The following is a 24,711-nucleotide window of genomic DNA, read 5'->3' on the forward strand; positions in this document are numbered from 1 at the left end:
CCTCTGTTTTACAACAAAGGCATTCTATTTATTTTATGTATCCGATTACTTATTTAAAGTACTCCACTCCATTCTTAAAGATGTTGTGGTAATTCGCAGTCGGGATGTTTTTCATCAGTCCTTCGGCAAAACGTTCCGGGTGGCCCATTCTTCCGAAAATTTTTCCGTCCGGGCTGGTTACCCCTTCGATTCCGAATAATGAATTGTTCGGGTTGAACGGCATTCCGTGGGCGATGTTCCCTTCCAGATCCAGGTATTGCGTGGCAATCTGCCCATTTTCATACAGCTTTTGGATTTCTGCTTCGGACGCCATGAAACGTCCTTCCCCGTGGGAAATCGGGATGGTAAATACCTGATCCTTCATTCCTTTCAGCCAAGGCGATTCGTCATTTACGACTCTTACGTTCACCATCTGGGAAATATGCCTTCTGATCGCATTATGAGCTAAAGTCGGTGAATCTTCATCCAGGTCCTTGATCCTTCCGTAAGGCAGCAATCCTGATTTTACCAGTGCCTGGAATCCGTTACAGATCCCGATGATCATCCCGTCCCTGTCTAACAGTTCGTGAACGGCATTTCTCATTTTTTCGTTCTTCAGCACATTTACGATGAATTTAGCAGAACCGTCCGGCTCATCACCGGCAGAGAAGCCTCCTGAGAACGCTAAAATCTGGGAAGAAGCGATTTCTTTTACCCATGCATCGATGCTTTCTTCCAGCAACCGGTGGCGGATGTTGATCAACGGCAGACTGCTGATGGCTGCGCCTTCTTTGGCAAAAGCATTCAGCGTATCATATTCACAGTTGGTTCCAGGGAATACCGGAGCAAATACTTTCGGCCGGGCGATGCCATGTTTTTTGATGAAGATGTTTCTTGGGTTTACTGAATTTAATTTTTCATCCAGTTCAATCGTAAGCTTTTCTTTTTCAACCGTCGGGAATAGCTTTTCAAAAGTTCCGGTATAGGAGGATTCAAGATCTGAAATCCGGAATCCGGAACGGTTGATGCTCAGCACCTGCTCTTCTGTGACTTCCCCGATCAATTGAAGGTCAACGGAGCTCAGTTCCTCCGCAGATTCGATGATCAGGCTTCCTATCTTTTTAGACATTAAAGCATTTTCTTCAACAGTCACCTCAGCTCCCAAACGGTTCCCGAAGCTCATTTTTGCCAGGGCAACCGCAACACCGCCTTCTTTCACGGTTTTTACGGAAAGGATTTTCCCGGCTTTGATGTTTTCAAAAATCAGTTCGAAAACCGCTTTTAAAGCATCATAGTTCGGCAGCCCATTTTCCTGGGCAGTATGGTTAAAGAAATAGATCTTATTTCCAGCTTTTTTAAATTCAGGAGAAATGATGTTCTTCTTTTCGCCGTTGGCGCAGGCAAATGAAATTAAGGTAGGTGGCACATTCAGGTCCTGGTAGGTTCCGCTCATCGAGTCTTTTCCTCCGATGGCAGCCAGGCCGAGGTTCATCTGAGCGTCGTAAGCTCCCAGTAATGAAGCCAGAGGCTTGCCCCACTTTTCAGGGTTCTGCCCTAGTTTTTCAAAATATTCCTGGAAGCTCAGCCTGATGTTTTTGTAATCGCCGCCCATCGCTACGATCTTCGCCACACTTTCCACTACGGCATACGAGGCTCCCAATAATGAATTCTGCCTGGAAATCTCCGCATCAAAGCCCCAGCTCGCCAGGGAAACGGTTTCAATATCTTTTGCTCCGATGACCGGAAGGGTCTGAACGCTTCCTTCCATTAAGGTCTGTTGGTACTTTCCACCCAAAGGCATCGCAACGGTTGTCGCGCCAATGGAAGAGTCGAACATTTCCAGCAGTCCTTTCTGGGATGCTACATTTTTATCGCTTAATATTTTTAAGAAATTCTCTTCGCTGAATGCCTGGGTTTCTTCTTTTACTTCGTTCAGGTGGGTAATTTTCACCTCCTGGCTCTTGGAACAGCCGTTCGTATCCAGGAATTCCCTTGAAAGATCCACGATCTTATCTCCTTTCCAGAACATCTGCATCCTTCCGGAATCGGTTACTTTCGCTACCTCAACGGCAACGATGTTTTCCGCTTCGCAGAATTTAATAAACTGTTCCTTATCTTTCGGATCCACCACCACGGCCATTCTCTCCTGGGATTCTGAAATAGCGAGTTCCGTTCCGTTCAGTCCTTCATATTTTAAAGGCAGAACGTCCAGGTTTACCTCTAAGGAATCGGCAATTTCACCGATGGCTACCGATACCCCTCCGGCTCCGAAGTCGTTGGATTTTTTAATCAGCTTCGTTACTTCAGGATTTCTGAACAGCCTCTGGATTTTGCGTTCTTCCACCGCATTTCCTTTCTGTACTTCTGAACTCATGGTATGGATCGAGGTTTCGTCCTGTTCTTTTGAGCTTCCGCTGGCTCCTCCAACACCGTCGCGGCCCGTTGCGCCTCCCAGGATAATAACGGAATCACCTGCTTCCGGCTTCTCCCTTCTTACCCAATCTACAGGAACGGCCCCGGTTACAAAGCCTACTTCCATACGCTTGGCTTTATAGCCTTCATCATAGATTTCAGAAACCATGGTGGTAGCCAGACCGATCTGGTTCCCATACGAGGAATATCCGTTAGCGGCCTGTTTGGTAATGGTTTTCTGAGGCAGTTTCCCCGGTAAAGTCTGATCCACCGGCTCCAGTACATCTGCCGCACCGGTTAACCTCATCGCCTGGAACACGAAAGAACGCCCGGACAAAGGATCCCTGATCGCTCCTCCCAAACAGGTGGACGCCCCTCCGAACGGTTCGATTTCCGTCGGGTGGTTGTGGGTTTCATTTTTGAATAACAGATACCATGGCTCTTTTTTACCGTCGTATTCCGCTTCGATCTGAATGGTGCAGGCATTGATTTCATCGGAAACCACCAGGTTTTCCAGATTGCCTGTTTTATGGAAATACCGGGCACAAACCGTCGCCAGATCCATCAGGGAAACCGGCTTCAGCTCGCGGCCTAAGAATTTTCTTTTTTCGATATAATCGTTGAAGATCGTTTCCAGCGTATGCCTGAACTGCCCTTCGAATTCGATGTTTGAAAGTTCCGTCTCGAAAGTCGTGTGGCGGCAGTGGTCGCTCCAGTACGTGTCCAGCACTTTCAGTTCGGTTTCCGTAGGGTTCCGCTGTTCGGATCTGAAGTATTCCTGAATGAATTTCAGATCGTCAAGCCCTAGAGCAAACCCATGGTTGTTATAGAAAACTTCCAGTTGGGCGTCATCAAAACTGATGAAATTTTCGTGGGTGATGACTTTCGACGGTGCTTCTTCCGCAGGAATATCCAGAATGGAAAGATCTTTTTCCTGGGATTCCACTTTGTTGATCAGCAGGTCTTTGATTTTTACCAGGTCCGACTCTGAAACGCCTTCAAATTCGATCAGCTTTCCGCTTCGTACTTTGGATTTTTCATTTTCCGTAAGCAAAGCGATGCACTGCTGCGCCGAATCTGCACGTTGGTCGTACTGCCCCGGCAAAAACTCCATGGCAAAATGGATGGATGAAGCAGGATTTTCCTCATGCAGGATGTCTGTCACGGGATCTACAAAGGTGCTGTTTACAGTTTTTTCAAATTCCCCGTCTTTCAAGGCGAAAATGTCGTATACATTGTACACTTTTACTTTCTGTACCGCGGGCACCACCGCTTTTACTTCATCAAAAATTTTTGGACTTTCCACATCGAAAATTCCTCTTTTTTCTACGAAAATTCTTTTGTTTTGAGACATTAGATGTCAGTTTTTATTTAGATTTATTTTTTATTTCAATGTTGTCTGGCATTTGCCATTTTTGTGATTACAAAGATAGCATTCCTACGGAATGCATAGCCTATCCAATGCTATATTTCTACACAGATTTCATTCCTAAGGAATAAATAAAGTCTACTCTAAATGTCCAGAATATTTGGACGCATATTTCAATTATCTTTTTCATAACATGAATTCCGGAGGAATCATATCTGTGTAGCTCATTAGATCCCACAATTATCAGCATTCCGGAGGAATGCTATCTCCCTCCGTCATAAAATTCAAACAGATATTTGTTTTTAAATTCAATTTCAAAAGCTTCCAGCATTACCAGATATTCCTCTTTAAAGCTTTTCTTCGAATGGTGTTTTTCCTGATTTAAAATATAATTTACCACTTTATCCTTCTGGCTTTTCGCATACGAAAAAGCACCGTATCCCTCCTGCCATGAAAATTTCCCGAAACACAACTTTCTTTCATTAATAAAATTCGTTGATTCTATTTTCACGGTCTTCATTAACTCCGGAATCGTCATCTGCAGATTTTTGTAGCTGAAAAAAAATATGGATATGATCCGGATTGGCATAAATGGCCAATACTTTCTGTTTCTTCGCTGTAAATATTCCATAAATGTATTTTTCTATTTCATTACGGGCATTAGATTTTATCTTAATGTCACGTCCTTTTGTGGCAAAAACCACCTGAATGTAAATCTGTGTATAAATATTGGGCATAATAATTTATTTTCATCATTTTACAAAGATAGCATTCCTACGGAATGCAGATTTATTATTGCAATCTTGCTACACAGATTTCATTCCTACGGAATGATTATCAAAATAAATAGGTGTCCTCAATTGTCGCATCGGTGATGCGAAAATCTACAACAATCTCTCATTTTTTATCATCATTATTTTTATAGTTCATTCCACTTATTCGGGGCATCCGGATGTTCTTTCTGAAATTCTTCAGCCTGCTTCTGCTGTTCTTTGAGCCATGCTGCATAAGGAATTTTTTCATTATCGAATTCGAGGGCAAAAATTTCCCTTTTATCTTCTGAAACCAGAAATTTCAAACCGGACCATCCGGCTTCCGCTTTCCGGTAATCATAAGCATTTACCTGGTAAAAGGGGAAATTTTCTTTCGGACGTTCAACGATTTCGAAATACAATTTTTTATTTTCCTCCGATAATCTCTCGTAATGATTGACGTAATAGATGTCTGAAAGCTTTTTATTCTGCTTTTCAAAAAACTGAAGAACTTCTTTTTCTTTTTGAGTGTAGGAAAACGGATACGGATAATATTTTCCCTCCACTTCAACCGTACTTTTTGATTTTGCGACAGGCTTAGTAGCGTAACCTTTAGAATCCATGACGCCCCAAGTCCCGCCTACGATGGCTTTATGTTCCTTCTCCGTTTTTTCCCAGTCGCAGCCGTCGCAGTAAGCGGCATAGCCGTAATGAAAAGGTGAGACGAAATCATGTTTGGCTTCAATGATTACCTTCCCGTTTCTATCGGCAAAGCCCACTTTCCCGTTTTTAACGAACCGTCTCAGACCTTCCGAAAAATAATCGGCTCCGTTATCATACGCAAAGGGCCTGTACAGGAAATTACCTTTCCGGTCATACACATAGCCCCATGCATTTTTTTCCGGTCGTTCATTTTTTTTCGGTCCGTCGAAATAAATGGTTTCCCCTTCTGCGGGCTCCCCATCTTTCAGATAAGAAAAAATGTTGAACTGGGCAGGAATAATGATTCTACCGTCTGAATTTTTAATACCGACCAAAGAGTCTTTGGTTTTAAAATACTTCAGCTGCTCTTTCTGCTGTGAAAAAGAAAGCGCGGGTATCAATAAAAGGACTCCGAATAATTGCTTCATGCACTGGGCGGATAATCATTAAACTTTAAACTTTGTGAAAGTAAATATGCAGCCCAAAAGGACTGCATATGGTGTTATACTTTAAGGTCAGCTTCGAGCCCGATCAGGTCTTTGTTCTGATCGATGATCGGCTGTACTTCGTTTTTGATGAATTCTTCGGTCTGGATCGGGGCAAAACCGATGAAGTTTTTAGGATCCAGCACTTCTTTCAGTTTCGACTTATCGAATTTTAAGGAGTCATCGTTGAGGATCCTTTCGATCAGGTCGTTTTCTTTTCCTTCCATTTTCACCTGCCTGGAGGCTTCCATGGAGTGGACCCGGATCACTTCGTGGATTTCCTGACGGTCACCGCCGGCTTTTACTTCTTCCATGATGATGTATTCCGTTGCCATGAAAGGAAGCTCGTCCATGATGTGTTTATTGATCCTGTTCGGATACACGACGATCCCGTTCATGATGTTGTTCCAGATCAGTAAGATCGCGTCTACGGCTAAAAAGGCCTGCGGAATCGTTAAACGCTTGTTGGCAGAATCGTCCAGGGTCCTTTCGAACCACTGGGTTGAAGCAACCATCGCAGAACTGGTGGTCAGAGACATAACATATTTCGCCAGGGCACCGATTCTTTCGCTTCTCATCGGGTTACGCTTGTAAGCCATCGCCGACGAACCGATCTGGTTTTTCTCAAACGGCTCTTCGATTTCCTTCAGGTTCTGAAGCAGACGTAAATCGTTGGTGAATTTATGTGCCGACTGGGCGATGTTTCCTAATAAAGCCACCACTTTTGCATCGATCTTACGGTCATAGGTCTGTCCGGAAACCCCGAATACCTTTTCGAAGCCGAATCTTTTGGATAATTCTTTATCCAGATGTTTTACTTTTGAATAATCACCGTCAAAAAGCTCCAGGAAGCTGGCTGCCGTTCCGGTAGTTCCTTTTACCCCTCTGAACCTCAAGGTTTCCAGGAAGAAATCCAGTTCTTCGATATCCAGCACCAGGCTCTGCAACCACAGGGTCGCTCTTTTTCCAACGGTAGTCAGCTGTGCCGGCTGGAAATGAGTGAACCCTAAGGTCGGAAGATCTTTATATTCAATGGCAAAATCTGCTAAATTCTTGATCACATTAACGAGTTTTTTCTTCAGGATCAAAAGCCCGTCACGGATCTGGATAAGGTCTGTATTGTCTCCTACAAATGCGGAAGTTGCGCCCAGGTGGATGATTCCTTTGGCTGAAGGGGCCACATCTCCATAGGTATGAACATGCGCCATTACATCATGACGGAATTTCTTCTCGTATTCTGCCGCTTTATCATAATCGATGTTTTCGGCATTGGCTTTCAGTTCGGCAATCTGCTCTTCGGTAATGTCCAGGCCTAAGTCTTTTTCGATCTCAGCCAGCGCGATCCAAAGTTTTCTCCAGGTACGGAATTTATTGTTGTGTGAGAAATTAAATAACATTTCTTCACTGGAGTAGCGCTCTTCCAATGGATTTTTGTAGGAATTCATTCTTTCTTTTACTTTAGGTAGGCAAAAATACGGTTTTTCGGTGAAAATTAAAAATGGTTTTGTCAGCAACCGGTGATGCAGATGCCTGTAGATGATGATAAGGATTTTTATCGCGATCAATTGACGAAAGAATGACGAAGCCCCTAGCCCGGATCGCAGCGGTTACCCCACAGCGGCCCGGAGGGTTCGGGAGGGGATGGGTTTTGCGGCGGAGCGCATGGGAGAGCCTTGGCGCGAGGAGTATGAGCGGAGAGCCGGATCAAGCTCCTGAAAAGAATGGATGATGAACAGCTGAAACCGGAAGTCTTTCCTGTCTATTCATTTCAGACATCGGGTTTCACACCGTGTTTTTGCCAGGAAGCATTTTCCGGATGTGGGACTTGCAGGCGGGCAATAAAGAAGCCGCTTCTGAAAGCGGCTTCTTTGGAATTTATTTGGTCCAGTTGATTTTGGAATGTTTTACGTCTGAGGAGTTGGTTCCGATCATGAGGTCGAATTCTCCCTGCTCCCAATCGTATTTCAGATCGCCGTTGTAGAACTTCAGGTTTTCCGGCGTGATGTCGAAGGTCACTTTTCTGGATTCGCCTTTTTTCAGCATGACTTTCTGAAAGCCTTTGAGTTCTTTTACCGGTCTGGTGATGCTTCCCACCATATCCCTGATGTACAGCTGCACCACTTCCGCTCCATCGTAATTTCCGGAGTTGGTCACGGTTATGGAAGCCTGTATGGTCTGGTTTCCTTTCGGATTGGCATTGGAAACGGTCAGGTCTGAGTAATTGAATTTCGTATAGCTCAGTCCGTATCCGAACGGGTACAGCGGGGTGTTGCACTCATCCATGTAGTTGGAACGGAAACGCTGGTACTCACATTTTTCAACCAGTTTTTCATCCAGCGGACGTCCGGTATTTTTGGCGTTGTAATAGATCGGCACCTGCCCTAAACTTCTCGGGAAGGTCATCGGCAGTTTTCCGGAAGGGTTTACTTTTCCGAAAAGGACATCGGCGATGGCACTTCCTGCCTCGGATCCCGGGAACCAGGCATTCAGGATGGCATCCGGCGTATCTTTAACATTCGTTAAAGCCAGCGGACGGCCGGTAAACAATACCATGGCAATCGGCTTTCCGGTCTTTTTCAGTTCGTTCAGCAGGTCTACCTGCGACTGCGGGATCGTAATTTCAGTTCTGGAAGAGGATTCCCCGCTCATTTCAGCGGATTCACCGATCGCCAGCACGATGACGTCTGCTTTGTTGGCAACGTCTACCGCTTCTTTTAATAAAGCTTCTTTGGAACGGCTGTCACGGTCGGTTTTTTTACCATGTGCTGCGTAGATGTCTTCGAGTTTTGCATCGTAATCGATGTTGGCGCCTTTAGCAGAAAGGAATTTCACATCTTTGCCATAGCTTGCCTGAAGGCCCTGCATCAGGTTTACGGAAATGGCGTGTTTGGTGGCTACACTCCAGGTTCCGGCCATGTTCATCGAGTTGTTGACCAATGGTCCGATTACCGCTACGGTTCCTGATTTTTTCAGCGGCAACACCTGGTTGTCGTTTTTCATCAGGACCATCGACTGGGCTGCGACGTTTCTGGCAATATTCCGGTTTTCCATGCTGTAGACTTCTTTTGCTGCCAGCCTGGCATCGCCGTGCTTGTACGGGTTATCGAATAGGCCTAAGTCGTATTTCGATTCAAGGACTCTTCTGGCGGCCATATCGATTTCGGCCTGGGTTACTTTTCCTTCGGCCAGTGATTTTTTCAGGGTGGTTAAAAAACCTTCGCCTACCATATCCATATCGATCCCGGCTTTCAGGGCCAGGGCAGAAACCTGCTGAAGGTCACCCATTCCGTGGTCTACCATCTCGTTGATCCCGGTATAATCGGTTACGACGAAACCTTTAAATTTCCACTGGTTTCTCAGCACTTCGGTCTGCAGCCACCGGTTGCCGGTTGCCGGAACGCCGTCCACTTCGTTGAAGGAAGCCATTACCGAGGCTACCCCGGCGTCTACTGCTGCTTTGTACGGCGGGAAATATTCGTTGTACATTCTTACGTGGCTCATGTCCACCGTGTTGTAATCCCTTCCGGCTTCACCTGCACCGTACAGCGCAAAGTGTTTTACACAGGCTAAGATGTTGGTTCCGTTTGCCAGATCTTTCCCCTGGTAACCATATACCATGTTTTTAGCGATTTCGCTTCCCAGATACGGATCCTCCCCGGAACCTTCGGAAACCCTGCCCCATCTCGGCTCGCGGGAGATGTCCACCATGGGTGAGAATGTCCAGTTGATGCCGTCGGCCGCCGCTTCTTTTGCCGCTACCCTTGCGGATTGCTGTACCAGGTTCATATCCCAGGAAGCTGCCAGCCCTAAAGGAATGGGAAAGGTGGTCTCATACCCGTGGATCACGTCCATCCCGAAGATCAATGGGATTTTCAGGCGGCTGTTCTCCACCGCTACTTTCTGTACGGCTTTGATTTTGTCCGCTCCTTTTATATTGAACAATCCTCCGACTAATCCCTGTTCCACTTTTTTACCGATATCCGAGCTTTTTGCCAGTCCGGTGGTAAAATCTCCTGAGCTTGGCAGGTTCAGCTGACCTATTTTTTCGTCCAGCGTCATTTTCGCCAGCAGGCTTTCGACAAAGGCTTTCTTTTTTGCCTGGTACTGGGCCGTCTGATAAGCCTGTACGGGCTTTGTTACCATTTCCTGCGCCGAAAGCACGGGAGCCAGCGCCAGGGTGGCGATTACAATTAACTTTTTCATTACTCTATCTTCTTTAATTATAGTTTCTTTTTAATTTTTTTTAAACGCTACGTTCACTGAGGTCGGCTAAATTATTTTGAGTATTTTTCGTTCGCAATGGTACTTTGACAAGCTCGGCATAAACTATTTACTCAGTAAATGATTGTATGTTTCAGTATTGTATTTTAATTATTTATTTTTTCTTTTAGACAGCATCCACCGGTACAGTTCCGGGTTGGAATAGGTGGAATCCCAGGAATTGTGGTTGTCGTTCGGGAAGATGGTGAGTTCTGCCCACGGGTTTACCGGATGCAGCTTCTGATAGAAGTTAAAAGCGTTTTCCGGAAGCACAACGTCATCCATTCCGCCATGGAAAATTTTCATGTTGAGGTCTTTGTACTGATGGATATTGGCGTACATGACGCGGTCGGTCGGAGCACATACCGAAACGACGGCGGCAAACATTTCAGGGTGTTCCATCGCCAGTTTCAGGGTTCCCCAGCCTCCCATCGAAAGGCCGGTCAGGTAGATCCTGGAAGCATCTACTTTGTACCTGGACTGGATTTCTTTAATAAGGTTATAGATGGTTACCGTATCCCACCAGGTATTTTCCGGGCACTGCGGCGCCAGGATCGCTACCGGTTCCTTGATCAGGTTTTTGTAGGTGAACGGGCTGTGGGCTTTTACCATTTCCAGGTTATTGCCTCTTTCGCCGGAGCCGTGAAGGAAAATGATCAACGGGACATTTCCTTTGGTATTCTGCGGATAGTCCAGAATATAGGAGATCTTTTCCTGCCTTTTCACTTCTTTATTAAGTTCCGACTTTATTTCCTGGGCTTTGGTGCTTAATGAAAGGGGCAAAAGCAAGAGCGGCAGATGTTTCAGTTTGATTATCATTTTATTTCCTGTTTGGGCTGAAGTTATTTTTATTTTGTCTTGGTCTACGGACTTCTGTATCCGGGAAAACGTTGATTATTTGCTGTTATTTTTAGCCCCGATTGCAGCGGCTACCCCGCAGCGCGCCTGAAAGGTGAGCGAGGAGTAATAGCGGAAAGCGGGAAACAGCTTCAAATTACTAAAATTTATTTTAACGGTTACCTGATGTTGTATTTTTCAGACTTAAAATCCAGCTTTTTCAGTCCCTGCCGGATTTCCGGAGCATTCATGAAGAGTTTCCAGAGAAATCCGGTCCGGTAATTCTCGATCATCGGGGCAATGGTTCCCTGGTCGATGGCTAAATATCTTGGCGTCGTCCAGTTGTCATAATGAATGGAATTGGCATCATAAGGCCCTGCCGATCCTATGAATTCAGGTTTTTGGGTATACAGAAATCTCAGGAAGTCCATTGATTCTTTCGGGGTGTACGGAAAACTGCTTAAGGCGGCAGTTGGCGTAATTACCCCTCTGTCGTTCTGCGGAAAATGGGCATCGTAGCCGACACCTCCATCCTGGTTCCTTGAATAACCGGCGGTCAGTCCCCAATAGTCCGGCCCATAGCCTTTCCAGTGTTTCGGGTTTTCAACGCAGTATTTGTAATCGATGAGCACCTGATTTTTGTTCAGGTCAAAGTAATTTCTGATCAGCTTATCGGAAAGATTGGTCGGATCCAGGCCGATGTAGGAGTAATGGGCCCAGAACAGCGGGCCGCCGTATTCTTCTGCACCGTTATGCTTAACGTACATCGGAAGTCCGTATTTTTCTTTGTCTGAAAGGTAGGTTCCGTTTCTGGTCCAGCCTTTGTAGTAGGTTTCGGCGTCAATCGGATAGGTGGGTGATGAAGCGGCCAAAATGTAAGTGATCAGGCATTCGTTGTAGCCCTGCAACGGAAAATTCATTTCCCACTGGTAATCCGGAGACCAGTGCCAGTAGAGGACTTTCTCCCCGCCTTTGGTGTACCAGTTCCACTGGATGCCTTTCCAGAGTTCGTCGCATTTTTTGGCCAGTGCTTTTTCTTCGGCATTTCCGTTTTTAAAGTATTCCCGGACCATCAGGATCCCTGAGGTGAGGAATGCGGTTTCCACCAGGTCACCGCCGTTGTCTTTCTTACCAAAAGGTACGGTTTTTCCGGTCTCGCCGTTGATCCAGTGGGACCAGGCTCCTTTGTGACGGTCTGCTTTTGCCAGGAAATCCATCATGGTGGTCAATCGTTTCACTGCTTCTTTGCGCGGCACAAATCCCCGTTCCACCCCTACTAAAACAGTGGCCAGCCCGAATCCTGAACCGCCGGTGGTTACCACATGCTTATCGTTATCCGGATAGATGTTGTCTTCATGATACCGCTCCCGGCCAAGCTTTGAGTTCGGTTCTGCGTAGTCCCAGAAGTATTTCAGGGATTCTTTCTGAACGAGGTCCATAAGCCGGGCGTCGGTGAGGTTGGCTTTTACAAGTTGGTTTTTGGTGGACTGGGTATTTTGGAGTTGGGTGTTTTTGCAGGAAACACTCAATAATGACAGGGTAATGGCTGATAGTATAATCCTTTTCATGACATCTTTTTTAAACAGAATACTAAAAGAAGAGGAGAACTTTCATTCTCCTCTCAAGTTTATCATAAATATTAGTAGCCTGGGTTTTGGGCAGATAGCCCTCCAGCTTCAGCTATAAAGTCCTGAGGTAAAGGAAATACTTCATGAATTCCCACTTTGAAAACCTTTCCTCCATCTGCTGCCATAGCAGCCTGCGCCTGACCTGTCCTTATCAGATCAAACCATCTGTCATGCTCAAAAGCAAGCTCAAGCCTCCTCTGTTTCCAGATGTCGGTTCTTACATCTGCCTGAGAAACCGCCGGTGTATTACCGATGCCGGCTCTCTGTCTCACTTGATTAAGAGACGTAATAGCAGCTGAAGTTTGTCCCAGTTCGTTCATTGCTTCAGCCTTTATGAGTAATACTTCGGCATATCTTAAATAACGGATATTGACATCTGTAGAAGCCTGATCTCTATAGTTCGACGAATAAGCCTTGTAATTATAGAACTTATTTTCTGTATTCGGACCAACATAATAGTTGTCATATAAAGTCATGTCTCTGTGTATGATGGTAGCATCTCTTCTGGTGTCATTTGCAGAATAGGCATCATAAAGACTTTGTGTAGGTGTTGCAAACCCCCAACCCCAGCCGGTAGTTCCTCTTGCACCCTGAACCTGGCTGTATTGCTGAATTGCCCTTCCGGAAGTCCCGCCGGTTCCATTGATTTCAAATACGGATTCGTCATTGTTTTCACCTGAAATCTTGTAGATATCCTGAAAAACAGGGGTCAAAGAATATCCTGTCACAAGATTAGTCTGTTCTACAGCCAATTGCCATTTTTTCTGATATAAATAGACTTTGGCAAGTAAAGCATGGGCAGCTCCTACAGACGCTCTACCTTTATCAGCAGCACCATAAGATGATTTATCAGGAAGCGCGGTTATGGCATCTTTAAGATCCTGTTCAATAAAAGCGTAAATTTCTTCCTTGCTTTTTCTGGTTAATGTCATCAATTTATCCGCTTCTACCCCTGTAACAGGAACATGATCAACCAGAGGCACTCCGCCGAAAGATCGTACCAAGGTAAAATACATAAACGCTCTAAGAAATTTAGCTTCACCTATTAACCTTTTACGAAGACTCTCATCGGATTTATCCAACTGCGGAAGATATTTTAAAGCTTGGTTACATCTATTGATTCCCTGGTAGTTTGCTGCAAATAATTCTTTAAAGGAAGGAGTAGCAGGATTAAAATTTAATGCATCCAGCAAATCTTTATCTGAACCGGAATCACTTGGGCTGGATCCTTTATCTGCATCATCTGAAACTATTGAGGTCACACCAATCCAGGCAAATGTACTCATGTTCCAATCCAAAAACTTAGCATAAATGGAGGTTACCAAATTATTAGCCCCTTCGTTATTATTATATATTTCTCCTAATGCAGATTCAGGAATTTTTTCCGTAGGCTGTACATCAATAAATTCATCACTACAACTCTGGTTTACAGCTCCTAAAATTAAAAAGGCGGCTGCTATGATATATTTTTTATTCATTTTTTTTAAAAATTAAGATTAACACCAAATACGAAAGATCGTAGGGCAGGATAAGCATCAAGTTCTATCCCTGCACGTTTATAAGGATCTCCTTCTGCAGTAGAATCTGCAGGATTGTATCCTGAGAGTTCGGAAGAAAATCCTGAATATTTCTGAAATATAACCGGGTTGATAGCACTTACATATATTTTGATTGACTTCATATAATCAACCACATTTTTAAATGTATAACCTATTGAAATGTTATTGATTCTGAAATAATCGCCACTTTCAAGATAATAATTCGAAGCAAGCGGAATATTTGAAGGATTCACAGGATTGGTAGCATTTGTATTCGTAGGCGTCCAGAAATCAGTTGCTACTGATGCTTCGATATTTTCACCTCCATTTCTCTGTGCCTTTTTACCATTATATACACTGAAACCAAAAGCTCCGTAACCATTTAAAGCAAAGTCCCAGTTTTTATACGCCATCGAGATATTAACCCCCAATGTGGATTTTGGAATATATGAATCAAAAAACCGTCTGTCACCACCATCTCTGACTCCATTGCCGTTCAAATCTTTAAATTTTAAATTTCCCTGTGCATCATATCCGTCTGTTTCATACAAATAAAAGCTACCTAACGCATATCCTACTGAGGAAGCATTAAAGAGCTTCGTATCTATTCCATTTCCCAAATTTCCGCCAACGATCTGAGAAACGGGCTTTGATAAATCAATGCTGGCGAGTTTATTTTTATTGTAAGAATAATTTGCTCCAACTGAATAGGTAAAATCTTCACCTACTTTATCAGACCAGTTCAAACTTACTTCAGCTCCTCTGTTGACAACGCTGCCCATATGCGAATAATTTACATCAGCGATACCCGTTGCCAAATAAGGGACAACACCCAGAATAAGGTTATTCGTCTTTCTGTTATAGACATCAAAACTACCGGTTAATTTGTTGTTTAAAATACCAAAATCCAATCCTACTGAAGTCTCTTCCGTAACTTCCCAGCCTAACTCAGGATCATATCCTTGATTAACTGTTACTCCATTACTTACTGGTGAGCTACCGAATCCGTAATTATAAGTTGCACCCGCTGAAAGTGGTAAATAATTTAATGGCACCTTTTGATTACCTAATTTACCCCAACCTCCTCTTAGTTTAAACAGATCGAAGAAGCCATCTTTCATAAAATTTTCCTGTGATATAATCCATCCCGCTCCAAAAGAAGGAAATGTTCCCCAACGATTACCTTCAGCAAACTGAGAAGAACCATCTCTTCTTATGGTACCACTTAATAAATAACGATTCATGAATTTATATTGTAACCGCCCAAAATAAGAGATCGTGGTATTTCTGTTTCCTTTTATGGATTCGATAGCTTTTGTTGAATTATCACTAAATAGATTGCCGTAATAGTCAACTCCGTCAAGGTTCCAATAATCCTGGGAAACAGGAAGGTTTTTCCTGTTCATAACCAGTGTTTCCACACCATTCATTACAGAAGTTTCCGTACCTGCTACAACCTCAATATCATGCTCACCCACTTTCTTGGAATAGGTAAGATAATTATTAATCAACCAGTTATAATAATTCTGATTTCTATTGGTCAGTCTGGTCACTGGTGAAGTTGCAGAATATTGGCTTTCTGTCCTCAAAGGGTCACTGTCTAGCCAAAGTGCTTTGGAATTGACAAAATTATAATACTTGTAATTACTGTATTCCCCGCTGAATTGTGAAGTAAACTTCAGATCCTTAACGATATCCACATCAAGTTTTAACCCGCCTTGAAGCAGGAAATTCTTTCCTTTCTGATCATCATATGCCAGTTGCATTACAGGATTTGCTACGTCATTGAATCTACCACCGGCATAGCTTATATTTCCATTGGTATCATAAATGGGTTGTCCGTATTTTCCATTCGGATAATATACCGGAACAAGAGGTGACTGTTTGTATGCATTTGTAAATGCACCATATGATTTTGGAGTATCATTAGTAAATGTTGCACTTAAAGTTTGAGATAATCTAATGCCTTTAGATATTTTAAACTCATTATTTGTTCTGACCGTCGTTCTGTTATAATCAGTACCTTTAAGAATGGACTGTTCATCATAATTCCCTAAGCTGAAAAAATACTTGATGGCCTCTGAAGATCCGGAAATGGATAAATTATGCTGATTGTAGATGCCTGTTCTTGTAATTTCTTTAAACCAATCGGTATCATAAGGCTGATCAGGATTTAAATATTTACTGGTTTTGCCGGCGTTGTTATATGTGACAAATTCGGAAGCATTGGCCATTTTAACTGTCTTCAATGGGTTTCTGATCCCGATAAGTCCATCATAAGAAACGTTTAATCTCCCTTTGCCGGATTTCGTAGTAATGATAATAACCCCATTTGCTCCTCTATTCCCATAGATAGCCAGCGCCGAAGCATCTTTAAGGATGTCATAAGTCAAAATATCATTTGAATTGATATTATTTATATTAGTGGCATAGATACCATCTACTACATAAAGAGGTGTTCTACCTCCCAAAACAGTCCCAAGACCCCTTATCGTAACTGTAGGCGTAGAACCCGGTGCATCCGATGCTGTCACCTGTACCCCTGCCGCTTTTCCCTGAATAGCCTGCGACGCATTGAGAACTTTGGTTCTGGTTACTTCTTCCGCATTAATAGAACTGATAGATGTAGTATTATCTACTTTCTTCCGGCTTCCATACCCAATCATCACCACCTCCTCAATCTTCTGCTCCTTTGCAACAGTATCTCTCGGTGTTGTTTGTGCATTCACGTTCATCCCGAAATAGAGTACGGCGATGAGGCATGAATACTTTAAATCACGTTGTTTCATATAGTTTAATTTATTCGTACAATCAAAATTTTATGAAAAGGAGTTGCCCTTTTCATATCTTTCCGAGACCATTCTGCGTGTTCTCAAAAAAAGACATTAGCCAAAATTATAAAAATATATTTAACAATGTTAATTTTACTTAATTTATTTACCACCCTGTTAAAAGCAGCATTTTTATCAAATCTTAACCAAATTGACTTATCATTAAAAATTTATTCATAACACTTAACTTTTATTATAATATTTTAAATCTATCCTTCTATATTTCTTATAAAAATTTATTTATTTTTGACAGATTTTACGCATTAAAAAAACAAGTTTCATCAATTTTTTTAACATTTTTAATCACTTATTATTAAATAAGTCCACTTTATCAAAATAATAAAATTTGTTAAACTCATCCCGCTACCCTAAATTTGGTTCATTATTTGAAATCAGATAACGATTAATCACTAACAATGAAAAAATACCTCATTGCTGCCGGTTTACTTATCGGAACCGGAGCTGTTATCAATACCACGGTACAGTCCTGCACGACACTGGCGACATCTGATCTGGGATTGTCGATCATCAAAAGGCTGCTTTTAAACGGCATCGATAAAGGAGCAAACATTTACAGCAACCGGGATGCATTTCTGCAGAACAATATGGTTGATAAGGCCTTGCCGAAACAGCTCAGGGAAATTAATACCCTGCTGGAAAGAGTAGCGCCTTCCCTGGTCGCAAAAGAGCGGGCGTATATTGCCGATGCTGCGGTTTACACGGTTAATATTTCGAAACCGATCCTGGTAGGTGCCGTTAACAGTCTGAATGCACAGGATGTAGCCCGGATTATCCAGGGAGAGAAAGGAACGGCCACCTTAATCCTGAAAGAAAAAACCTCACAGCAGCTGATTGCAGCCATTACGCCGAAAGTTGATGAGCAATTGAATCAGTATGGAATAGTGAAAAGCATCAATACGGCTTTATCCGGAAGCAATTTCCTGGGAAGCCTCCTGGGCAGCAAAACCACCGTCAATTCCGGCGGACTGAGCCAACTGGCTTCGGAGCAGCTGGTAAACGGGATATTCAATATTATTGAAGACTATGAAATCCAGAACTCCAACTCACTGTTGGGACCGCTTGGAAAGTAAAAAATTTTCATTATCTTTATGAAGATATTAAAAGCAGATGGATATATTACAAGGAAATCAACATGCAAGCCCCGAAGATTTTTATAATTCTTTGAGGGAGAAACTGGAAGATCACCACGATTTTCCGGAAGATTATTTATTTAAATTTATTATTCCTACCGATGAGGCTAAACTAACGGAAATTTATAAGGTATTCGATGGAATTAAGTTTACCCTCGGAAACCGGGAAAGCAAAAACGGAAAGTATACGGCCTGCAACATCAATGCATTTGTCCTGGATGCCAATCAGGTAGTTAACATTTATCAGGAAGTAGCCAAAATAGAAGGGGTTATTCTCTTATAAAATTAAAAAGTCAGCGTTTCTGCTGACTTTTTAGTTTTTTGGATCCCGCTCGATTACTTATCAATAAAGTATTTTACGTTTTCAACCGGTCTTCCCAGCATAGCTACCGAACCTTTGATGATGATCGGTCTTTGGATCAGCCTCGGATTCTCAGCCAAGATTTTAATCCATTCTTCTTCCGAATAATTCTTTCCGGCATATTTCTCGACATAGAGCTTTTCATTTTTTCGGATGATATGAAAAACACTTTGGTTGAGTTTCTTCAAAACCGTTTTGATTTCAAGTTCGCTCAGCGGATCTTCAATGATGTTGATGATCTCAAAAGGAACACCGTTTTCGTCAAGATATTCCAGAACAGCGTTCGACTTCGAGCAGTTTCCGTTATGTAAAACTTTCACGACCATCTTTATTAATTGTATTTAAGTGAAACTTGTTTAAAAACTGTACCAGCAATTAACTTACCAAGATTACCGGACGGTAAAACTTTATTAAAACAGGCCGTTCAGTTCGGCTTCGATCTTCTCTAAGATAAATCCGAAATCTTCAGGTTTTTCCACGAAATCCAGGTCGTCCACTTCAATAATCAGCAGCTTTCCCTCGGTATAGCCGGAAATCCATTTCTCATATTTCTGGTTCAGCTTGGAAAGGTATTCGATACTGATTGACGCTTCGTATTCCCTTCCTCTTTTATAGATCTTCTTTACCAGGTTCGGAACATCAGATTTCAGGTAAATCAGGAGATCTGGTGCCGAGACAAAAGATTTCATCAGGTTAAATACCGCCTCGTAATTCCTGAAGTCACGGTCCGAGAGCAGGTTCATATCATTCAGGTTCTCGGCAAAAATATGGGCATCTTCATAGATCGTACGGTCCTGAATGATGTTTTTACCGCTTTCACGGATTTCCTTTACCTGCCGGAAACGGCTTCCGAGGAAATAGATCTGGAGGGCAAAACTCCACTTGCTCATATCTGCATAAAAATCTTCCAGATAGGGGTTGTGGTCTACATCTTCAAACTGGGCATCCCAGCCGTAATGCTTTGAAAGCATCGTCGTTAATGTGGTTTTCCCCGCTCCAATGTTTCCTGTAACTGCAATATGCATATTTTTTCTAAGTATATTTTAAAGGTTGTCTGATCACTTGTTAAATGCCGGCTGCCTGAACTTCCGAACTGTCCTCAATAAGTTTCTGCAGGGAACTTTCCGCAGGGTTTTTGCTTTCTATTTCCTGGGTTTTCTGTTCCAGCTTCTGCTCCGGGCTGCTGGGTTCTGCAGGCTTTTCTGCGGATTTTTCCACGTCCTGTTCCTTTGCTTTAGGCACCGGGTCAGGATCAGTTTTCAACTTCTCCTCCTGCGCCTTTTCAAGGTTGTAAAGATACAGGTTGTTGGCTTTGATTTCAAAATAAGAGAGGGTATTTTTATCCACAATCCGTGCTTCGGGATCGCCGAAAATCTTAACCATTTCTTTTTCCGGAACGTACTGCAAAACCGAATGATCCGTTATCACCAGAATGGCTTCATTCTCCCTGCGGAAACGCTTCCCGTTTTCTACCGGTACTTCAAAAAGCTTTTCAAATTTTAAAGTAAATACCCTCATGTGATTGCGGGTAAGGATGTACACTTTGTTTTCGTACACCAGAAGATCCGTCAGATCATCGAAGCTCGCATCAAAAGGATAGGAATTGATGGTATTGTCGTTTCTGAAATTGTACTGGATAAGCCGTTTGGTGCTTTCGTCCAGCAGCCAGATCTGCTGCAGGTCTTCGGCATAGGCCATCTTAATGAAACCGAACTTCTGCCTGAAATCTACTTTCTGGATTTCATTTAAATTCTGGTCCACAAACTTCATTTCCTGCGCGTTTTCCGAAAACAGCGGCACACTCAGCGGGTTCTGTACGGTCTGTACCTTATACGGAACCGTAAGCATCATTTTCCCAAGCTGCCTGCCCAGTGAGTCGTATTTGGTAAAACTGAATTCCTTATTCTTATAAATATACAGGTTTCCGTAATCGTCAACAAGCATATCCTTTGCATCCTTCAGTTTCAGCGTATCCAAAGGAAGAGCCTTCTGTGCCGTTACTGAACAGAAAAGCAGAACAAATATCAATTGGAGTAGTTTCAAATTATTTTACGATCATATATTTCCGGAAGAAATGTTGCGAATTTACTGTTTTTATTAAGTCCGACAGCCATTGCGCCTGATTTTAACTTATTGAAAAGCGACTTCATAAATCTTCGACCAGTTCTTTCCCGTTACGAGCATATTATCCCCTTTAAAAGCAATCCCATTCAGAACGTGCTCTGTATTGTTTTTCGTATACTCTTCGGTTATTTTTGTAAAATCGAATTTGCCCACTACTTCCCCTGTGGCAGGATTTATTTTCAGGATATAAGGCTGATGCCATACGTTGGCGTAAATAAAACCGTTATGGTATTCCAGTTCGTTGATCTGGCTGTAGATCGTTTTGTTTCCTCCGACCGGCAGTGTTTTTACGACTTTTGAAGGATTACCGGGATCCAGAAAGTAAAGGTCATTGGAACCCGAATCCGCAATCAGGTTTTTTCCGTCATACGTGAGCCCCCATCCTTCACCGAATTCGTTGGGCAATGGAAATTCCGAGATTTTCTTCAGGGTATTCTTATCATAGACAAAGCCGATCTTGTTGCGGTAGGTCAGCTGGTAGATCTTGTCTCCGGCCATCGCAATGCCTTCGGAAAATATGTCTTCCGGCTGCTTTTCCGTTGTTACCGTGGCCGTACTTCCCAGAGGATATTTAATGAGCTGAGATGCCTTTTCCAGTCCGTCGCTTTCATAGACCATATTGCCTTCCATCAGGAAACCTTCCACAAAATTTTCCGGGTTGTGGGGATATTCCGCGACGATTTTATAGGAGATATCCTGCTCCGGTGTTTTGGAAAAAACATTGATCGTGGCATCCTGGGTTAGGGTTTCACCGCCTTTGGTTTTGATATTGAAGGTCACTTCGTTGTCGCCGAATTCAAAGAACTTCGGATCGATGGTTAAAGAAGAGGTTTCCTTATCGCCAAAGCTGATGGAAATGCTTTCTGCATTTTCCGTCACCTCTTGCGGCAGATTCAGTTTGTCCCCGAAACGATAGCCTTTTTCTTCCATCGAATGATTATAATCCGCGAGGCTGTCCAGTATTTTTTTGTCGTTTTTACAGGAAACCAGCAGCAGTACTGCCGCAAAGCCTGTGAGAACACTTTTTTTCATTAAATACAATTAATTATTTTACGGCTACTTCGTAAATCTTTGACCAGTTCTTCCCGGTAACCAGCATATGGTCCCCTTTGAAAGCAATTCCGTTCAGTACATCATCGCTGCCTTTGGTATTCTGCTTCGCAATATCTGTAAAGTCAAAGGTTCCTATTACTTCCCCGTTGGCCGGGTTGATTTTTAAAATAACCGGCTTCTGCCATACGTTGGCATAAATAAACCCGTTGTGGTATTCAAGCTCGTTCAGCTGATCGTAAACCTGTGAGCTTCCGGCCACTGCGATGTACTTGATCATTTTGGAAGGATCTGCCGGATCAAGGAAGTACAAGAGTTTACTTCCGTCCGAGGCGATCAGGTATTTGCCGTCATACGTCAGGCCCCATCCTTCGCCTAACACGTTCGGGTATGGGAATTCGGAGAGAAGCTTCAGGGAATTCTTATCGTAGATATAGCCCTTCTTGCTCTGCCAGGTCAGCTGGTAGATCTTGTCGCCGACAATGGTGCTTCCTTCGGAGAAATCTTCCTGCGCCTGCTTGGTGGAAGCTAAAGGCGTTGTGGTGCCGAGGGTATATTTCAGGATCTGGGAAGACCCGTTCTGCCCGTCACTTTCATAGATGGTGTTCCCTTCGATCTGGAATCCCTGCACGAAGTTTTTAGGATCATGCGGATATTCCGCTACAATTTCATAATTGATTTTCTGTTCGGGATTCTTTGCAAAAACATTAATGGTCGCATCCTGCGTTAAGGTTTCGCCGCCTTTGGTTTTAATATTAAAGGTCACTGCATTGTCACCGAGGGTGAAATATTTCGGATCAATGGCCAGGCTGGAGGTTTCCTTATCGCCGAAGCTGATGGATATACTTTCCGCATCGTCCGTTACTTCTTTCGGTAAAGTCAGTTTATCTCCGAAGTGGTAGCCTTTCTCCATCATCGAATTGTTGTAGTCGGCCAGTGAGTCCAGCACTTTTTTATCATCCCTGCATGAAGCCAACATCAAAACCGCCAGACATCCTATTAAAATATTTTTTTTCATTGATTTCTAAATAATTTCCCCAAAATTAGCAAAATTTATCCCTCCAAGCTAATTTCATCGGCAGGTTCACCAAATTGTAATATGCTACTGTTGAAAAATCCTCTTTTCCCTTGTGTTTTTGATGCATTTCAAAGTCATTGAATATAAATTAGCAAAGTATCTTTCTAGAACTTCAATTCAATTGGTTCTTTTTGCTTGAATAAAGTTAAACTGTTTTATCGTCAGGACCACCCCGTCAAAAATTCCTGCGGAATTTTCGCCACCCCTCCAAGGGAGGGGAATTATTAGATCACTTATATTCAGCAATTTAGTCTGAATATGTTAAATTTATTTCAGATTACACTGAATTATAAAATCAAAGATTTTAAAAAACTTTTGTGCGCTTGTCCTGTCTTAGATATTCAACTTTTTTACTCAGTATGAATATCTTTTGCGACTTCTGCGGTAAAATCCCCAACAATTACCCATGGGAAAAGCCGGTGATTTTGGCTTCGTCGAAGTCCAGCTGCATTTCGATGGTTCTCATCACATGGTCGTCGAAAATTTTCTCGCGCTTCATGCGGTGCAGTTCATTGCGCTGGGCCTGGATCAGCTGGCGCATCACTTCCTTGTTTTCGTTCATTGCGGTTACGTAATCGCCTGCGGAGGCCAGGCACTGTGACTTGTCGGCCATCATTAGCATTTCGTTTTCCAGGCGGTGTTTCTGATGCTGTACCAGGCTGTTGTTTTGTACCAGACCGGAGAAATCGTTTTCAAGTTTGTGCAGGGCCGTTTCTTTCAGTTGTTTCATCAGAATGACTTCCTGTTTTTCTTCCGGCAGCTCGCTTCCGGCATCCTTTATCTTTAACAGTCTTAAAATAGGCGCTAATAAAAGCCCCTGCCCTACCAAAGTAATCAGGATAATAACAAAGGTGACAAACAGAATGATGTTCCGGTGCGGGAATGCTTCGCCGTTCGGTAAGAAGGCCGGGATCGACAGGGCCGCGGCAAGTGAAACTACTCCCCTCATGGCAGCAAAACTGATGATGAACGGTTCACGCCAGTCGGGTTTCGGATTTTTACGGCATACTTCCTTAGAAAACAATCTTGGAAAGTACATCAGCGCATAGCTGTAAAGAATCCTTGTACCAATGATCGCTCCGCCAATGACGATGCTGTAGATGATCCCTTCGGAAATGGTATAATCTTTCATCGCCGCAACCACCACCGGCAGCTCCAGCCCGATCAGGATGAAAATAATGGTATTCATCAGAAAGATCAGCACACTCCAGACATTTCCCGACTGTATCCTGGACGTATGGCTCAGGTAGCAGTGGGAATTGTAGGACATCACCAGACCTCCGGCAACGACGGCCAGTACTCCTGAAAAATGGAAGTGTTCCGCTGCGATATACATGATATACGGAACGATAAGGGTGATAATGGTATCGATATTGGAATTGGACGGGATAATCCGAAGCAAAGCCCCGAAAAGCAGTCCCGCTCCGACGCCTACGCCAATTCCTCCGATGGCCATGATGAAAAAGTCTTTGACGGCTTCCCCGAAAATAAACTGTCCGGAAATAACGGCCGCCAGGGCAAATTTAAAGACAATTAAACTCGATGCATCGTTGATGAGGCTTTCCCCTTCAAGGATCGTAGTAATTTTTTTAGGAATTTTCACATGCTTCAATACCGAAGTTGCGGCCACGGCGTCCGGCGGTGAATTTACGCCTCCCAGCAGGAACCCCATTGCTAACGTCAGTCCCGGAATAATGGATGAGGAAAGGTAAGCCACCACGATTGAGGTAAGAAACACCAGCCCGAAAGCCATAGAAAAGATCTGTTTTCTCCATTTGTGGAAATCCTGCCAGGAAGTGAACCAGGCGGCCTCAAAAAGGATCGGCGGAAGGAAAATCAGGAAAACAAGATCCGGTTCGATTTCGATGTGCGGCATCCCCGGAACGAGGCTGATGATCAACCCGGCAATCACCAGGAATATCGGATAAGCCACTTTGAGCTTCTGCCCGATCATTACGAGTATCATTACAGACAGAAGAACTGCAATGGATATAATAACATAGCTGTGAATCATTATTAATTTTTTTTAAAAATACTGAACTGTTTTTAATCATTAATAATTTTTCTTCAAGGTTTGTGTGAGGGAGATTTTTAAAAGGAAATGTATCTCAGGTAAGTTTAATTGTTATGATATTGCTTAAAATCAGTGAAGAC

General features: G+C 43.2%; 16 protein-coding genes and 1 pseudogene. 2 read left to right on the forward strand and 15 right to left on the reverse strand.

Annotation, left to right across the window (positions count from 1 at the left end):
- Positions 1-49: 49 nt before the first annotated feature.
- The 9 genes and pseudogenes from CHA01nite_RS04900 to CHA01nite_RS04940 all read right to left on the reverse strand — a co-directional run bounded on the left by CHA01nite_RS04900 (position 50) and on the right by CHA01nite_RS04940 (position 16,751).
- Entirely contained in the window at positions 50-3,745 is a 3,696-nt protein-coding gene (locus CHA01nite_RS04900; RefSeq protein ID WP_146940106.1) for a phosphoribosylformylglycinamidine synthase, read from the reverse strand.
- A 277-nt stretch (positions 3,746-4,022) separates the two neighbouring features.
- Positions 4,023-4,497: pseudogene (locus CHA01nite_RS21120) on the reverse strand (transposase).
- 182 nt (positions 4,498-4,679) lie between these two features.
- Entirely contained in the window at positions 4,680-5,642 is a 963-nt protein-coding gene (locus CHA01nite_RS04910) for a WG repeat-containing protein (RefSeq protein ID WP_146940107.1), read from the reverse strand.
- Positions 5,643-5,716: 74 nt separating this feature from the next.
- Entirely contained in the window at positions 5,717-7,144 is a 1,428-nt protein-coding gene (gene purB / locus CHA01nite_RS04915; protein WP_146940108.1) for an adenylosuccinate lyase, read from the reverse strand.
- Positions 7,145-7,574: 430 nt separating this feature from the next.
- Complete coding sequence (bglX, locus tag CHA01nite_RS04920; RefSeq protein WP_146940109.1) at positions 7,575-9,902, reverse strand: beta-glucosidase BglX; 2,328 nt, start codon at positions 9,900-9,902, stop codon at positions 7,575-7,577.
- A gap of 168 nt (positions 9,903-10,070) precedes the next feature.
- A complete protein-coding gene (locus tag CHA01nite_RS04925; protein WP_146940110.1) occupies positions 10,071-10,778 on the reverse strand; it encodes a carboxylesterase family protein in 708 nt (235 codons plus the stop codon).
- A gap of 197 nt (positions 10,779-10,975) precedes the next feature.
- Positions 10,976-12,364 (reverse strand): glucoamylase family protein, encoded by a 1,389-nt coding sequence (locus CHA01nite_RS04930; RefSeq protein WP_146940111.1) that lies wholly within the window; start codon positions 12,362-12,364, stop codon positions 10,976-10,978.
- Between the two features lie 71 nt (positions 12,365-12,435).
- Positions 12,436-13,902: a RagB/SusD family nutrient uptake outer membrane protein gene (locus tag CHA01nite_RS04935; RefSeq protein ID WP_146940112.1), complete on the reverse strand. Its 1,467-nt coding sequence runs from the start codon at positions 13,900-13,902 to the stop codon at positions 12,436-12,438.
- Between the two features lie 5 nt (positions 13,903-13,907).
- The gene (locus tag CHA01nite_RS04940; RefSeq protein WP_146940113.1) at positions 13,908-16,751 is read right to left on the reverse strand and encodes a SusC/RagA family TonB-linked outer membrane protein; all 2,844 of its coding nucleotides are present in this window, start codon (positions 16,749-16,751) and stop codon (positions 13,908-13,910) included.
- Between the two features lie 458 nt (positions 16,752-17,209).
- Between CHA01nite_RS04940 and CHA01nite_RS04945 the strand changes: the two genes are divergently transcribed.
- The gene (locus CHA01nite_RS04945) at positions 17,210-17,884 is read left to right on the forward strand and encodes a DUF4197 family protein (RefSeq protein ID WP_146940114.1); all 675 of its coding nucleotides are present in this window, start codon (positions 17,210-17,212) and stop codon (positions 17,882-17,884) included.
- A 37-nt stretch (positions 17,885-17,921) separates the two neighbouring features.
- On the forward strand, positions 17,922-18,227 hold the full coding sequence (locus tag CHA01nite_RS04950; protein WP_146940115.1) for a DUF493 family protein: 306 nt from the start codon (positions 17,922-17,924) through the stop codon (positions 18,225-18,227).
- A gap of 53 nt (positions 18,228-18,280) precedes the next feature.
- Here CHA01nite_RS04950 and CHA01nite_RS04955 read toward each other — a convergent pair whose 3' ends face one another.
- The 6 genes from CHA01nite_RS04955 to CHA01nite_RS04980 form a co-directional block, all read right to left on the reverse strand.
- Positions 18,281-18,631, reverse strand: coding sequence for an ArsC/Spx/MgsR family protein (locus CHA01nite_RS04955; protein WP_146940116.1), 351 nt, complete (start codon positions 18,629-18,631; stop codon positions 18,281-18,283).
- Positions 18,632-18,715: 84 nt separating this feature from the next.
- On the reverse strand, positions 18,716-19,330 hold the full coding sequence (locus tag CHA01nite_RS04960; protein WP_146940117.1) for a deoxynucleoside kinase: 615 nt from the start codon (positions 19,328-19,330) through the stop codon (positions 18,716-18,718).
- Between the two features lie 40 nt (positions 19,331-19,370).
- The gene (locus tag CHA01nite_RS04965) at positions 19,371-20,348 is read right to left on the reverse strand and encodes a hypothetical protein (RefSeq protein WP_146940118.1); all 978 of its coding nucleotides are present in this window, start codon (positions 20,346-20,348) and stop codon (positions 19,371-19,373) included.
- An 87-nt stretch (positions 20,349-20,435) separates the two neighbouring features.
- Positions 20,436-21,461 (reverse strand): glutaminyl-peptide cyclotransferase, encoded by a 1,026-nt coding sequence (locus CHA01nite_RS04970; protein ID WP_146940120.1) that lies wholly within the window; start codon positions 21,459-21,461, stop codon positions 20,436-20,438.
- 13 nt (positions 21,462-21,474) lie between these two features.
- On the reverse strand, positions 21,475-22,497 hold the full coding sequence (locus tag CHA01nite_RS04975) for a glutaminyl-peptide cyclotransferase (protein WP_146940122.1): 1,023 nt from the start codon (positions 22,495-22,497) through the stop codon (positions 21,475-21,477).
- Between the two features lie 460 nt (positions 22,498-22,957).
- Entirely contained in the window at positions 22,958-24,571 is a 1,614-nt protein-coding gene (locus CHA01nite_RS04980; RefSeq protein ID WP_146940123.1) for a Na+/H+ antiporter, read from the reverse strand.
- Positions 24,572-24,711 lie beyond the last annotated feature (140 nt).

Origin of the sequence: Chryseobacterium hagamense, assembly GCF_007991455.1 — a bacterium.
Taxonomy (GTDB): Bacteria; Bacteroidota; Bacteroidia; order Flavobacteriales; family Weeksellaceae; genus Chryseobacterium; species Chryseobacterium hagamense.

Coding starts and splice junctions, on each gene's coding strand:
- CHA01nite_RS04900 (WP_146940106.1), bottom strand. CDS start 3,745: ATGTCTCAAAACAAAAGAATTTTCGTAGAAAAAAGAGGAATTTTCGAT.
- CHA01nite_RS04910 (WP_146940107.1), bottom strand. CDS start 5,642: ATGAAGCAATTATTCGGAGTCCTTTTATTGATACCCGCGCTTTCTTTT.
- purB (WP_146940108.1), bottom strand. CDS start 7,144: ATGAATTCCTACAAAAATCCATTGGAAGAGCGCTACTCCAGTGAAGAA.
- bglX (WP_146940109.1), bottom strand. CDS start 9,902: ATGAAAAAGTTAATTGTAATCGCCACCCTGGCGCTGGCTCCCGTGCTT.
- CHA01nite_RS04925 (WP_146940110.1), bottom strand. CDS start 10,778: ATGATAATCAAACTGAAACATCTGCCGCTCTTGCTTTTGCCCCTTTCA.
- CHA01nite_RS04930 (WP_146940111.1), bottom strand. CDS start 12,364: ATGAAAAGGATTATACTATCAGCCATTACCCTGTCATTATTGAGTGTT.
- CHA01nite_RS04935 (WP_146940112.1), bottom strand. CDS start 13,902: ATGAATAAAAAATATATCATAGCAGCCGCCTTTTTAATTTTAGGAGCT.
- CHA01nite_RS04940 (WP_146940113.1), bottom strand. CDS start 16,751: ATGAAACAACGTGATTTAAAGTATTCATGCCTCATCGCCGTACTCTAT.
- CHA01nite_RS04945 (WP_146940114.1), top strand. CDS start 17,210: ATGAAAAAATACCTCATTGCTGCCGGTTTACTTATCGGAACCGGAGCT.
- CHA01nite_RS04950 (WP_146940115.1), top strand. CDS start 17,922: ATGGATATATTACAAGGAAATCAACATGCAAGCCCCGAAGATTTTTAT.
- CHA01nite_RS04955 (WP_146940116.1), bottom strand. CDS start 18,631: ATGGTCGTGAAAGTTTTACATAACGGAAACTGCTCGAAGTCGAACGCT.
- CHA01nite_RS04960 (WP_146940117.1), bottom strand. CDS start 19,330: ATGCATATTGCAGTTACAGGAAACATTGGAGCGGGGAAAACCACATTA.
- CHA01nite_RS04970 (WP_146940120.1), bottom strand. CDS start 21,461: ATGAAAAAAAGTGTTCTCACAGGCTTTGCGGCAGTACTGCTGCTGGTT.
- CHA01nite_RS04975 (WP_146940122.1), bottom strand. CDS start 22,497: ATGAAAAAAAATATTTTAATAGGATGTCTGGCGGTTTTGATGTTGGCT.
- CHA01nite_RS04980 (WP_146940123.1), bottom strand. CDS start 24,571: ATGATTCACAGCTATGTTATTATATCCATTGCAGTTCTTCTGTCTGTA.